This window comes from Streptomyces sp. NPDC050997 (assembly GCF_040660135.1).
Classification (GTDB): Bacteria; Actinomycetota; Actinomycetes; order Streptomycetales; family Streptomycetaceae; genus Streptomyces.
Window position 1 is genome coordinate 158,242 of the sequence record NZ_JBFAGK010000008.1, and the last position, 11,798, is coordinate 170,039.

Annotated in this window: 12 protein-coding genes; 5 read left to right on the forward strand and 7 right to left on the reverse strand. The window is 70.4% G+C overall.

From position 1 onward, the window contains the following. Nucleotides 1–3: 3 nt before the first annotated feature. Nucleotides 4–2,757 (reverse strand): phosphoenolpyruvate carboxylase, encoded by a 2,754-nt coding sequence (ppc, locus tag AB0H86_RS20320; protein WP_362440143.1) that lies wholly within the window; start codon nucleotides 2,755–2,757, stop codon nucleotides 4–6. 291 nt (nucleotides 2,758–3,048) lie between these two features. Here ppc and AB0H86_RS20325 point away from each other — a divergent pair, with 291 nt between their 5' ends. The 3 genes from AB0H86_RS20325 to AB0H86_RS20335 are packed head-to-tail and all read left to right on the forward strand — an operon-like array spanning nucleotide 3,049 to nucleotide 5,063. Then, nucleotides 3,049–4,059 carry a fatty acid desaturase gene (locus AB0H86_RS20325; RefSeq protein WP_362440146.1) on the forward strand — a complete coding sequence of 337 codons (1,011 nt, stop codon included), beginning with the start codon at nucleotides 3,049–3,051 and terminating at the stop codon, nucleotides 4,057–4,059. Next, a complete protein-coding gene (locus tag AB0H86_RS20330; RefSeq protein ID WP_362440149.1) occupies nucleotides 4,056–4,733 on the forward strand; it encodes a TetR/AcrR family transcriptional regulator in 678 nt (225 codons plus the stop codon). Before AB0H86_RS20325 ends, AB0H86_RS20330 begins: the two co-directional genes overlap by 4 nt. Before the next feature lie 51 nt (nucleotides 4,734–4,784). Beyond that, complete coding sequence (locus tag AB0H86_RS20335; RefSeq protein ID WP_362440151.1) at nucleotides 4,785–5,063, forward strand: type II toxin-antitoxin system prevent-host-death family antitoxin; 279 nt, start codon at nucleotides 4,785–4,787, stop codon at nucleotides 5,061–5,063. Here AB0H86_RS20335 and AB0H86_RS20340 read toward each other — a convergent pair. Together AB0H86_RS20340 and AB0H86_RS20345 are read right to left on the reverse strand one after the other, a co-directional pair. Then, complete coding sequence (locus tag AB0H86_RS20340; RefSeq protein ID WP_362440154.1) at nucleotides 5,005–5,421, reverse strand: glyoxalase; 417 nt, start codon at nucleotides 5,419–5,421, stop codon at nucleotides 5,005–5,007. The genes AB0H86_RS20335 and AB0H86_RS20340 overlap by 59 nt on opposite strands. Further along, nucleotides 5,421–6,233 (reverse strand): trans-aconitate 2-methyltransferase, encoded by an 813-nt coding sequence (locus AB0H86_RS20345; protein ID WP_362440157.1) that lies wholly within the window; start codon nucleotides 6,231–6,233, stop codon nucleotides 5,421–5,423. Before AB0H86_RS20345 ends, AB0H86_RS20340 begins: the two co-directional genes overlap by 1 nt. A 118-nt stretch (nucleotides 6,234–6,351) precedes the next feature. Between AB0H86_RS20345 and AB0H86_RS20350 the strand changes: the two genes are divergently transcribed. Then, entirely contained in the window at nucleotides 6,352–6,849 is a 498-nt protein-coding gene (locus tag AB0H86_RS20350) for a MarR family transcriptional regulator (protein ID WP_362440159.1), read from the forward strand. On the opposite strand, the gene AB0H86_RS20355 is transcribed toward AB0H86_RS20350, so the two are convergent. After that, the gene (locus AB0H86_RS20355; RefSeq protein ID WP_362440162.1) at nucleotides 6,808–7,575 is read right to left on the reverse strand and encodes a response regulator transcription factor; all 768 of its coding nucleotides are present in this window, start codon (nucleotides 7,573–7,575) and stop codon (nucleotides 6,808–6,810) included. The genes AB0H86_RS20350 and AB0H86_RS20355 overlap by 42 nt on opposite strands. A 259-nt stretch (nucleotides 7,576–7,834) precedes the next feature. Here AB0H86_RS20355 and AB0H86_RS20360 point away from each other — a divergent pair, with 259 nt between their 5' ends. Then, on the forward strand, nucleotides 7,835–8,290 hold the full coding sequence (locus AB0H86_RS20360) for an N-acetyltransferase (protein ID WP_362440165.1): 456 nt from the start codon (nucleotides 7,835–7,837) through the stop codon (nucleotides 8,288–8,290). A 1-nt stretch (nucleotide 8,291) separates the two neighbouring features. Here AB0H86_RS20360 and AB0H86_RS20365 read toward each other — a convergent pair whose 3' ends face one another. From AB0H86_RS20365 to AB0H86_RS20375, 3 genes are all read right to left on the reverse strand, one after another. Continuing rightward, entirely contained in the window at nucleotides 8,292–9,077 is a 786-nt protein-coding gene (locus AB0H86_RS20365) for an enoyl-CoA hydratase/isomerase family protein (protein WP_362440168.1), read from the reverse strand. Next, on the reverse strand, nucleotides 8,980–10,338 hold the full coding sequence (locus AB0H86_RS20370; RefSeq protein WP_362440171.1) for a cytochrome P450: 1,359 nt from the start codon (nucleotides 10,336–10,338) through the stop codon (nucleotides 8,980–8,982). The genes AB0H86_RS20365 and AB0H86_RS20370 overlap by 98 nt, the downstream gene beginning before the upstream one ends. A gap of 141 nt (nucleotides 10,339–10,479) precedes the next feature. Next, nucleotides 10,480–11,784 carry a cytochrome P450 gene (locus AB0H86_RS20375; RefSeq protein WP_362440676.1) on the reverse strand — a complete coding sequence of 435 codons (1,305 nt, stop codon included), beginning with the start codon at nucleotides 11,782–11,784 and terminating at the stop codon, nucleotides 10,480–10,482. Nucleotides 11,785–11,798: the final 14 nt, after the last annotated feature.

Below are 11,798 nucleotides of genomic sequence, written 5' to 3' on the forward strand. Positions count from 1 at the left end.
CCGTCAGCCGGTGTTGCGCAGGCCCGCCGCCACGCCGTTGACGGTGAGCAGGAGGGCGCGGGAGAGCAGCGGGTCGGTTTCCTCGCCCTCGGCGGCCGCGTCGCGCTGCCGCTTGAGCAGGGCGACCTGGAGGTAGGAGATCGGGTCCAGGTAGGCGTCGCGGATGGTGACGGTCTGCTTGAGGACCGGGGTGGCGTCCAGCAGTTCCGTCTCGCCCGTCACCCTCAGCACCTCGCGCACGGTGAGTTCGTGCTCGGCCCTGATGGTCTCGAAGACGTGCTTGAGCTCGTCGGGGACCAGGGTGTCGACGTAGTGCTGGGCGATCCGCAGGTCCGTCTTGGCGAGGGTCATCTCGACGTTGGAGACGAAGTTGCGGAAGAAGTGCCACTGCTCGTGCATCTCGTCGAGCACGGTGTCCCCTTCTTGCCGCAGCCCGGCCTCGCGCAGTGCCTTGAGGCCGGAGCCGACGCCGAACCAGCCGGGGACGATCTGCCGGGACTGGGTCCAGCCGAACACCCACGGGATGGCGCGCAGTCCGTCGAGGCCGGCGCCGGAGTCGGGGCGGCGGGACGGCCTGGACCCCAGGTGCAGGTCGGCGAGCTGGTCGACGGGGGTGGCGGCGAAGAAGTACGCGGGCAGGTCGGGGTCCTCGACGAGCCTGCGATACGCGGCCTCGGCGGCGTTGCTCACCACGTCCATGGCCGCGTCCCAGCGGGCCAGCGCCTCGACCGACTGGCGGGGGGAGGTGTGCAGGGCGGACGCCTGGAGCGTGGCCGCGACGGTCAGCTCCAGGTTCTCCCTGGCCAGGGACGGCACGAGGTACTTGTCGGAGATGACCTCGCCCTGCTCGGTCACCTTGATCTCGCCCTCCAGGGTGCCCCAGGGCTGGGCGAGGATCGCGTCGTGGGAGGGGCCGCCGCCGCGGCCGACGGTGCCGCCGCGGCCGTGGAAGAGGCGCAGCCGGACGCCGTAGCGGTGGGCGACGTCACGCAGGCGCCGCTGCGCACGGTGGATCTCCCACTGGCTGGTGGTGATGCCGCCGAACTTGGAGGAGTCGGAGTAGCCGAGCATGACCTCCTGGACGTCGCCCCGCAGCGCGACCAGGCGCCGGTAGGACGGGTCGGAGAGCATGTCCTCCAGGATCGTGTCGGCGGCCTTGAGCTCGTCGGTGGTCTCCAGCAGCGGCACGATGCCGACCTTCGCCCAGCCGGCGTGCAGGTCGACGAGGCCCGCCTCGCGGGCGAGCACGGCGGCGGCGAACACGTCGTCGGCGCCCTGGCACATCGAGATGATGTACGACTCGATGACCTCGGGTCCGAAGACCTCCAGGGCCCGCTTCACGGTCTGGAACACACCGAGGGTCTTCTCGCCGGCCGCGTCCACCGGCGCCGGGGTGGGCGCGAGCGGACGGCGCGAGCGCAGCTCCTTGGCGAGCAGCTTGGCGCGGTACTCGCGGGGCATGTCCGTGTACCGCCAGGACTCCTCGCCGAGGCGGTCGAAGAGCTGGCCGAGGGCGTGGTGGTGGGCGTCCGCGTGTTCGCGTACGTCCATGGTGGCGAGCTGGAGGCCGAACGCGGCGAGGGTGCGGATCGTACGGTCCATGCGGCCGTCGGCGAAGAGGCCGCCGCGGTGCTCGCGCAGCGAGGTCTGGATCAGGGTGAGGTCGTGGATCAGCTCGGCGGTGCCGAGGTAGTCGCGGCCCTGCTCGTGCGGGATGCCCTTGGCCAGGCGCTGCTTGGTGTTCTCCAGCTTCTGCCGGATGCAGGTGGCCTTGAGGCGGTAGGGCTCCTCGGCGTTGAGGCGCTTGTAGCGGGGGCTTATCTCCGGGAGGCGCTCCAGGTCGGTGCCGAGGGAGTCGAGGAGCTCGTCGGTGGCGCCGGTGTAGCGGATCGAGTTCGACAGGAAGCCGCGCAGCTCGTCGATCGTCTCCAGGGCGTCGTTGATGCCGTGCTCGTGCTGGAGGATGAGAACGTCCCAGGTGACCTGGGGGGTGACGTTCGGGTTGCCGTCGCGGTCGCCGCCGATCCAGGTGCCGAAGGTGAGCGGCCGGGCCTCGTCGGGGAGCTTGACGCCGACGCGCTCCAGTTCCGCGGTCAGGTCCTCCAGGACGTCTCCGACCGCGCCCGCGTGCAGCTCGTCCAGGTAGTAGATGGCGTTGCGGGCCTCGTCGGCGGGCTCGGGGCGCACGACGCGCAGCTCGTCGGTCTGCCAGACCAGGTCGATGTTCTCGGCCAGCCGGGTGTCGTGACGGCGGCGGTCGGACTCGATGACCGGGGCCTCCAGGAGCGCGGCGATGCGCCGGAGCTTGTTGAGGACCGAGCGGCGGGCGGCCTCGGTGGGATGGGCCGTGAACACGGGGCGAACGTTCAGGTGGGCGACCGTCTGGCGCAGGTGCTCGGGGTCGGCGTCCTTGAGGCGGTCGGCGGTGCGGGCGAGGAGGCCGCCCTCGGCGGCGCGCCTGGCGCGCAGCTCGCGGCCGCGGTGGACCTGCTCGGTGACGTTGGCCAGGTGGAAGTAGGTGGAGAAGGCGCGGACCAGCTTGGCGGCGGTCTGCAGCTCGGTGCCGCGCAGCAGCTCGGCGGCGGCTTCGCCGTCCTCGCGGGTGAGACGGCGGACCTTCTCGACCAGTTCGAGCAGCTCAGGACCCTCCTGCCGGACGAGGGTCTCGCCGAGGAGGTCACCCAGTCGCCTGATGTCGGCGCGCAACGCGCTGCTCGTTGTCGTGGTCGGAGTGGTGAGGTCGTCGGCACTGCTCACAGGTGCGGCTCCTTGCAGTGTTGAAACTCGTCCGGGAGGGAACCCGGATGGGGGCCTCGGGCGGCTCTGCCGCATACGAGGCCGGACAGCCGGGAAGAATTCGGAGCGGACCGCGCTGTCCGACCGCCACAAGGATAGGTGTCGGTGCGGACGCGCAGACTGTCGGGCTCTTGCCGCCGGGCAGCGCACTGCCATACTTACGACGCCGTAGGTTACGGAACCGTAGGAAGACCCGCCACGGTTCCCGTGACCTGGCATCTGCCTCCTTCCAAGACCCCACAGGGGACGCGCATGACCTCAAGCTCCGACGTGATCGACGACCCTTCGAAGGCGACTGACGGCTCCGCGGAGCCCTTCGCCACCCTGGGGGGCGAACAGAAGGGTTCGATCGAGCAGATCGCACTGCTGCTCTTCATCACCGTCCCCTTCCTCGCGCTACTGGCGGCCGTGCCGCTGGCCTGGGGCTGGGGCCTGAGCTGGCTGGACGTCGGCCTGCTGGTCTTCTTCTACTACCTGGGCTGTCACGGCATCACGATCGGTTTCCACCGCTACTTCACCCACGGTTCCTTCAAGGCGAAGCGACCGCTGCGGATCGCGCTGGCGATCGCGGGGTCGATGGCGGTCGAGGGGCCGGTGGTGCGATGGGTGGCCGACCACCGCAAGCACCACAAGTTCTCGGACGCCGAGGGCGACCCGCACTCGCCCTGGCGGTTCGGGGAGACGGTCCCGGCGCTGATGAAGGGCCTGTGGTGGGCACACATCGCCTGGATGTTCGACGAGGAGCGGACGCCTCAGGACAAGTACGCCCCGGATCTGATCAAGGACAAGGCGATCCGGGCGGTCTCCCGTCAGTTCATCCTGTGGACGTTCCTCTCGCTGGCGCTGCCTCCGCTGATCGGCGGGCTGGTGACGATGTCCTGGTGGGGCGCGTTCACGGCGTTCTTCTGGGGCTCGCTGGTCCGGGTGGCGCTGCTGCATCACGTGACCTGGTCGATCAACTCGATCTGTCACGCGGTCGGCAAGCGGCCGTTCAAGTCACGGGACCGTTCGGGCAACGTGTGGTGGCTGGCGATCCTGTCCTGCGGTGAGTCCTGGCACAACCTGCACCACGCCGACCCGACGTCGGCACGGCACGGGGTGGAGCGGGGGCAGCTGGACTCCTCGGCCCGGATCATCCGCTGGTTCGAGATGCTGGGGTGGGCGTACGACGTGCGCTGGCCGTCACGCTCACGTATCGATTCCCGCCGCATCAGCGGGGAGGACGACTCCCGACGGAAGACGGAGACGGCCGAGGCGGCATGATTGACGCCGTGGCGACCGACTCCAGCAGCACCCCGAGCAACGACAAGCCGCGGCGTGCGCGTCGCACCCGGATGACCGGTGCCGAGCGCCGCCAGCAGTTGCTGGAGATCGGTCGCACCCTCTTCGCGGCGAAAGGTTTCGAGGGCACGTCGGTGGAGGAGATCGCGGCGAAGGCCGGGGTGTCCAAGCCGGTGGTCTACGAGCACTTCGGCGGCAAGGAGGGCCTGTACGCGGTGGTGGTGGACCGCGAGATGCGCCGCCTGCTGGACATGGTGACGAGTTCCCTCACGGCCGGTCACCCCCGGGAGCTCTGCGAGCAGGCCGCCTTCGCGCTCCTCGACTACATCGAGGAGTACACGGACGGCTTCCGCATCCTGGTCCGTGACTCCCCCATCCCGCAGTCGACGGGCACCTTCGCCTCGCTGATCTCGGACATCGCCACCCAGGTGGAGGACATCCTGGGCCGCGAGTTCAAGAGCCGCGGCTTCGACCCCAAGCTGGCCCCCGTGTACGCCCAGGCCCTGGTCGGCATGGTCGCCCTCACCGGCCAGTGGTGGCTGGACGTCCGCCGCCCGAAGAAGGCGGAGGTGGCGGCCCACCTGGTGAACCTTGCGTGGCACGGTCTGGACGGACTGGAGGCGAAGCCGCGCCTGATAGGTCACCGGAAGAGCTGAACCGAGCCGAATCGCCGGCTCGCGGGGTCGGCCCGGTGGCACCGTGGGGCCATGAAGATGTCGATCAGCGAGGCCGGTTCCCGGCTCGACGACCTGGTCAGGCGCGTCGCCCGCGGCCGAGAGACCATCGCCCTCACCGAGGGCGGTCACGTGACCGCTCTGCTCGTCTCACCCCAGGTCGTGGAGGACCTGGAAGACGCCTTGGCTGTCGCCGACTACCGGCGACGCAAGGCCGAGGGCACGCTCGGGGAGGGCATCCCGCTCAAGGAGGTCAGACGGATGCTGGGCCTGCCTCGCCCCGGTGCCTCCGCCCTCGATCCGGCTCCGTGATCACCGGTTCCAGGAACTCCAGCCGGTTGCCCACCGGGTCCTCGGAGTAGAAGCGCCGGTGACCCGGCAGGGAATCGTCCCAGGTGACCGTCGCTCCCCGCGCCTCCAGCCGGGCCGCGTACATCTTGATGTACGTCACCCGCAGCCCCGGGTGGGCCTTCCGTGCCGGGCGGAAGTTCGCCTCGATGCCCAGGTGCAGTTGTACCGGGCCCGACTGGAACCAGCAGCCGCCCCGCGCCGCGAGCACCGGCGGCTTGGGGATCTCCGTCATGCCGAGGGTGTCGGCGTAGTACGCCCGCAGCCGGTCCTCGGAGCCGGGTGGGGCCGCGAGCTGGACGTGGTCGACGGCCGTGATCATCACGTCTGCTTGCGGGCGACCGCGAACACCCGGCGGAACGGGAACGGGGTGCCGTGCGGGCCGGGCGGGTACGCCTCTCGCAGGGCCGCGCGGTACGCGTCCACGTACTCCTCGCTCGCCCGCGGGTCGTCCGCGAGGGCGGTGAGGACGGGGCGCAGGCCGGTTCCCTTGACCCAGTCCAGCACCGGGTCCTCGCCCTCCAGCAGATGGACGTACGTCGTCTCCCAGGCGTCCACCTCGCAGCCGAGGTCGGCCAGCCTCTCCAGGTAGGACCGGGGGGTGTGGACGGCGTCGTCGTGCCGGAGGGTGTCGGCCAGGCGGCCCCTCCAGCGGGCGGAGTGGGCGAGTTCGCGCATCAGCCGGTGGCTCGGGGAGTCGAAGTTCCCAGGCACCTGGAAGGCGAGGGTGCCGCCGGGTGTCAGCCCCGCCACCCAGTCCGCGAACCGCTCCACGTGCCCGGGCACCCACTGCAGCGTGGCGTTGCTGACGATCAGGTCGTACGGCCGGGTGGGCGCCCAGGTCCGTACGTCGGCGTGGGCGAAGTCGAGCCGGCCGCCCCCCGGGGTCGGGCCCTCGTACTCCACATGGGCCCGGTCGAGCATCTCGGGCGAGTTGTCGTACCCGGTGACGCGGGCGGCGGGCCAGCGGGCGGCGAGCAGGGCGGTCATGTTGCCGGGACCGCAGCCGAGGTCGGCGACGCGGGGCGGGTCGGTCGGCAGGTCGGGGATCCGGGCGAGGAGGTCGGTGAAGGGGCGGGCTCGGTGGTCGGCGTGACGCAGGTACTGGGCGGGGTCCCAGGTGGGGGCGGGCATGAGGCCTCCTGGATAGAGCCGTACGCGAACAGGGTTCAGCCTTCACCGGATTTAGCTCGCCGTCAAGAAACTCGACATCAAGAGACTTCACGTCGACACAACCACTACACTGATCGTCATGGAGGACGAGGTCGATCGGCTGGTCGCAGCGTGGCGCCGGGAGCGCCCGGACCTCGACGTGGAGCCGCTTGAGGTACTCAGCCGGGTGAGCAGACTGGCCCGGCACCTGGACCGGGCACGTCGGCTGGCCTTCGCCGAGCACGCTCTGGAGCCTTGGGAGTTCGACGTGCTGACCGCGCTCCGGCGTGCGGGGACGCCGTATCAGCTCTCGCCGGGGCAGCTGCTGACGCAGACCCTGGTCACCTCGGGCACGATGACGAACCGCATCGACCGGCTGGCGAAGAAGCGCCTGGTGGAGCGGCTGCCCGACCCGAGCGACCGGCGCGGTGTGCTGGTCCGCCTCACGGAGGAGGGCCAGGACCGCGCGGACCAGGCCCTGGCCGGGCTGCTGGACCAGGAACGCGCGATCCTCGCGGAGCTCTCCCGCGCCCAGCGCGGTGAACTGGCGGGACTGCTACGCCAGCTGACCGCCCCGTTCGACAACATCCCCGGCTAGGTCCACGGGGCCCACGCCCGCTCGCCGTGCCAGTGCGACGGCGGCCAGGGTGCTGTGCACGCCGAGCTTGCCGAGCACGTTCTGCATATGGGTGCGGACGGTGTGCGGGGAGAGGAACAGCCGCTCGGCGACCGCCTTGCGGCCGAGCCCCGCGACCATGCAGCGCAGCACCTCCCGCTCGCGCGGGGTGAGGGACTCCACCAGGCGTTCGCTCTCGGTGCGGTGCTTGCGGGCGGCCGTCAGCTCCCGCAGCACGCCGGTGAGCAGCGCGGGCGGCAGATGGGTCTCGTCGCGCAGCACGCCCCGGATGACCGTGAGCAGCCGGGACAGCGAGCAGTCCTTGGCCACCCAGCCACAGGCGCCGGCCTGCAGAGCCAGCGCGGCCCGCCGGGGGTCGTCCTTCTCGGCCAGCACGACGATCCGTACGGCGGGCTGCGCGGAACGCACCCCGACGACCAGCGAGATACCGTCCACGAGGCCGTCCTCTCCGACCTCCTGGACGGCCACGGCGGGCCGTATGCCCGGCATGGTGCCGCCCAGGTCGGCGTCTACGAGCAGCACGTCGTAGCGACGCCCCTCGGCTGCCGCGCGCTCCAGACTGCGCAGCGCGGCCGGGCCGCTGCCCGCCGCGGACACGTCCACGTCGGGCTCGGCGGCCAGGGCGGCGGCGAGCGACTCTGCGAAGATGCGATGGTCGTCGACCACCAGCACTCGGATGCGAACCACGAAACCCCCTTCCCCAAGCTCCTGAAGAGCAGGGGATACCCCAAGGTCCGGAGAACGGTGACGGAGCACGGGTACGACGCCTGGGGATGACGTCACCGCACGACCGCCGCCGTGCAGAGACCGCTACCCCCCATTCGGGCGTCGTACCCGACTGTCTCGCCCCCTGATCAGCACCGGCCCCCACCGGTGCTGTTCATCAGAGTACGGGCGGGGGCCGAGAGCGGAAGGTAATTTGCAGAACTGACTGTCCGACGCGTTTATGGTGAGCCGCATGTTTCGTATCGAGACAGAAGTCGACAAGGAACGGCGCGATCTGCTCCGGAATCGGCTGCTGGAGACGAACACTGCCGCCTCCCCCGTCCTACGCGCCCTGCGCGGGTCCCCCGGCGCACGCGAGGTCCCGCTCCACGTCTGGGCGCTGGACGACATGGGTGCCCTGGCCGGCGGCCTCGTCGGTCACACCTGGGCGAGCTGGCTGCATGTGACGCATCTGTGGGTCGACGAACGCCACCGGGGCTCCGGGATCGGCTCCCGGCTGCTCGCCCGGGCGGAGCGGACGGCCCGCGACAAGCGGGACTGTGCCGCCGTACGCCTGGAGACCTGGGACTTCCAGGCGCCGCGGTTCTATCAGCGGCGGGGCTACGAGGTGGTGTCCGTGATCCCCGACTATCCGCCGGGAATCACGGAGTACACGCTGGTCAAGCGGTGGGGGTGAGTCAGCGGCCGACGCCTCCTCGCCCGTTCTCGGCGACGACCGCCGCCATCAGTTCGGCGTCGAGGGCGGAGAGATCGGCCAGCCGTGTGGCGGCCGTGTAGGAGTTGAGCAGTGTTTTGGTGACGCGCAGGGCGGCGGGCGACCGTCTGGTGATCGGCTTGGCCCATGCTGTGACAGCCGCGTCGAGCTCTTCGGCGGGGACGGCCTTGTGCAGGATCGAGAGGGACAGAGCTTCTTGAGCGTCGAAGGCACGGCCCGTGAGGACCAGTTCACGGGCGCGGGCGGCGCCGGCCTCGTTGAGCAGCCGGGGCAGCAGACCGCCCCAGGCCATGGGCAGACCGAAGGTGAGTTCGGGCAGCCGGAAGCTCGCGTCCTCGGCGCCGACGCGCAGGTCGCAGGCGAGCGCCAGGGCGAACCCGGCACCTATCACCTTGCCGTGGACCCGGGCGACGGTGACCGCGGGGTTGGACGTGAGTGCCTCGCTCACGCGCCGTGCCTTGGTCCCCGAGACCCGGACACCGCCGCCCGCGGAGTCCTCGAGCAGATGCTCGGCGAACTCGGCGCGGTCGCCGCCGACGCAGAAGTCGTCCCCGGCACCGGACAGGACGAGCACGCGCACGTCCGGTTCCTGGTGGGCGAGGACGGCCCACAGGTCGTCCAGCATCGCGTCGGTGACGACGTTGCCCGGCTCAGGGGTGTTGAGCTCGATGAACAGGGCACTTTCCTGCCGGTGGACTCGCAGGGTCTTCAGCGAGAGGCGGGGGCGCAGGACCGGCGGGGTCGTCATCTGTGGTCACTTTCAGGGAGGTCACGCGTCGGAACACCATCCGGGGCGCGTAAGCGGGGGCGGACACCGGGCGCAGAGTCTGGAAACGATTCAGCAGCTCGTTCAGGAGCGTACGGCCTTCGAGCCGGGCCAGAGCCGCTCCCAGGCAGTAGTGGATGCCCCCGCCGAAGGTCATGTGACTGCTGCCGCGCAGGACGTCGAAGCGTTCCGGATGCTCGTTGCGCCGTGGGTCGTGGGCGGCCGCGCCGTACATCACATGGACCATCTGGTCCCGGGCGATCGGGGTGCCGGCCAGGACGGTGTCGTCGGCGGCGATACGGGTGTTGATGTGCACCGGGGGGTCGTAGCGCAACGCCTCCTCGACCGCGCCCTCGACGTGTTCGGGGTGTTGGCGCAGCCACTCCCACTGACCGCCGTCCCTGGTCAGTAACCAGACGGCGGTGGCCATCAGGGTCGCCGAGGTCTCCAGCGAGGCGATGGTGATGAACATGACCAGGTCGTAGACGGTCCGGTCGGCTGCGGCGGGATCGTCGGGGAACTGCTCGTCCCAGTACCGGATCCAGCCGGAGACGGCGTCGTCGCCGGGGTGGGCGCGGCGTTCCGCGATGAGCTCGGTGAAGAACTCCCGCATCTCCACGGTGGCCTGTTCGGAGACGGCCAACTCGCTCTTGGTGGGCAGGAGTTCCTGGGAGTGGACCTGGCGGTGGGTGAAGTCGAGGATGTGCGCGTGGTGTCGCGCGGGGATGTCGAGCCACTCTCCGACGGTGAGGACCGGCAGCTGGTCACCGACGACGGTGACGAAGTCGGCCTCGCCGCCGTCGCGTATTCGCTCGGCGAGTTCGTCCACGATCCGCCGGGCGTGGTCCGCGATGCGGGGTGCCAGGGAGTCGAGGGTGTGACGGTCGAAGAGGTTGCCCAGGCCGCGGCGTTGGCATGTGTGGCTCGGCGCGTTGAGCCGGAACAGGGCCCGGCTCATCGCCTGGACGGCGGAATCCTGCCAGCGTTCGGGATGGGGTTGCCGTTCCTGCCAGGCGAGGTCCGGCACGAGCCAGTCCCTGCCGCGCAGGATCTGGTTGCAGGCGTCGTATCCAGTGACCAGGTAGCCACCCCACGGAGCGGGAACGACGTCGCCGAGGGCGCGAAGTCGGTCCCACACGGGCAACGGGTTGCTCTGACCTTCGGGGGAACGCAGGCGCCGGAGAAGAGCGATAACGGCTCGACGGTCAGTGGTGGTTCCGCTTATGTCGCCAACGGCGGTCACGCGGAGCTCCTTTATAGCTGGGCGTTTCCGTTACTTGCGGAACCTACCCTTCCCCTATCCCACCTCATGCGCCGCTCCGTGTTGCTCCCATCACATGCGGTGCACCGGACTCTCGGTGCACCGCCGTCAGTTGGTCGGGCGTCAGACGCGGAACAGGTCGACCAGGGTGCTCCAGAAGCCCCTCTTGTGCGCCGGCCGCGGCTGCGGCGCGGGCTCGGCAGCGGTCGGTACACCCGGCTGCTCGGCCGCGGGCAGGGGCGCCGCAGTCTGCAGGGCCGAGACCATGCGGGTGGCCGGGGTCGGGCTGAACCGCACGGGCAGCGAGGCCAGCGCGTGCTGGAACGGCCCCGGACGGAACTGCAGAGCCTCGTCCGGCACCGCCAGGGTGAGGTCGGGCAGCGCGTTGAGGAGCCGCTCGATCGCGGCGATGGCGATCACCAGGGCCGGGTCCTTGGCCGGGCAGGCGTGCGGGCCCGCCCCCCACGCCAGGTGCGCGCCCTTGTTGTGGGACTCGCGGGCCTCCTTGAGGGCCGGGTCGCCGTTGGCGCCGGCGAAGCTGATGACGACCGGCGAGTTCGCCTCGACGACCACGCCGCCGAGGTCGACGTCCCGCACCGGGAAGTGTGCGGCGTAGTTGGCGATGGGCGGGTTGTTCCACAGGACGTGGTCGATGGCCTCCTCGATCAGCATGCCGGAGCCGCCCGAGCCCTCCTTCGACAGGAGCAGGTGCAGGGCGTGGCCGATGAGGTTGCGCTGGGGCTCGAAGCCGCCGCCCATCAGCATGACGAGCTGGTCCTTGAGCTCCTCGTCGGTCAGGCCCGCGGAATGCTGGATGAGCCAGGAGGTGACGTCCTCGGCGGGCTGCCGGCGCTTGAGGGAGATCAACTGCATCAGGCTGGCGGTCAGTTCCTCGTTGGCGCGCTGCACGTCGATGCCGTCGAAGAGGGCGCCCAGCGAGCTGGTGAGGGTGTCGCCGATGTCGGCGGGGCAGCCGAAGAGCTTGTTGAACAGCAGCAGCGGCAGCATCTTGGCGTAGTCGTTGATCAGGTCGGCGCGGCCGCGCTCACTGAACTGGTCGATGAGGAAGTCGGCGATCGGCTCGACGTCCCGGCGCAGCCGCGTCATGTTCAGCTTGTCGAAGCTCGCGGTGACCGCCTGGCGCAGCCTGAGGTGCACGGCGCCGTCGGTGAACAGGCAGTTGGGCCGGTAGGCCATCATCGCCAGGATGGGGCTGTCGAGGGGGACGCGGCCCTCGTTCAGCGCCTTCCAGCGGCGGGAGTCGCGGGCGAACAGGGAGGGGTTCTGCAGCACCCTGAGTGCCATCTCGTGCTCGACGACCAGGGTGGCGTCCACGCCGGGCGCGAGTTCAACGGGTCCCGCGGGACCGTGGGCGCGGACCTGGTCGTAGATCTGGTCCGGGTCGGCGGTGAACGTGGCGTCGAACATGGGGCATCTGGCCC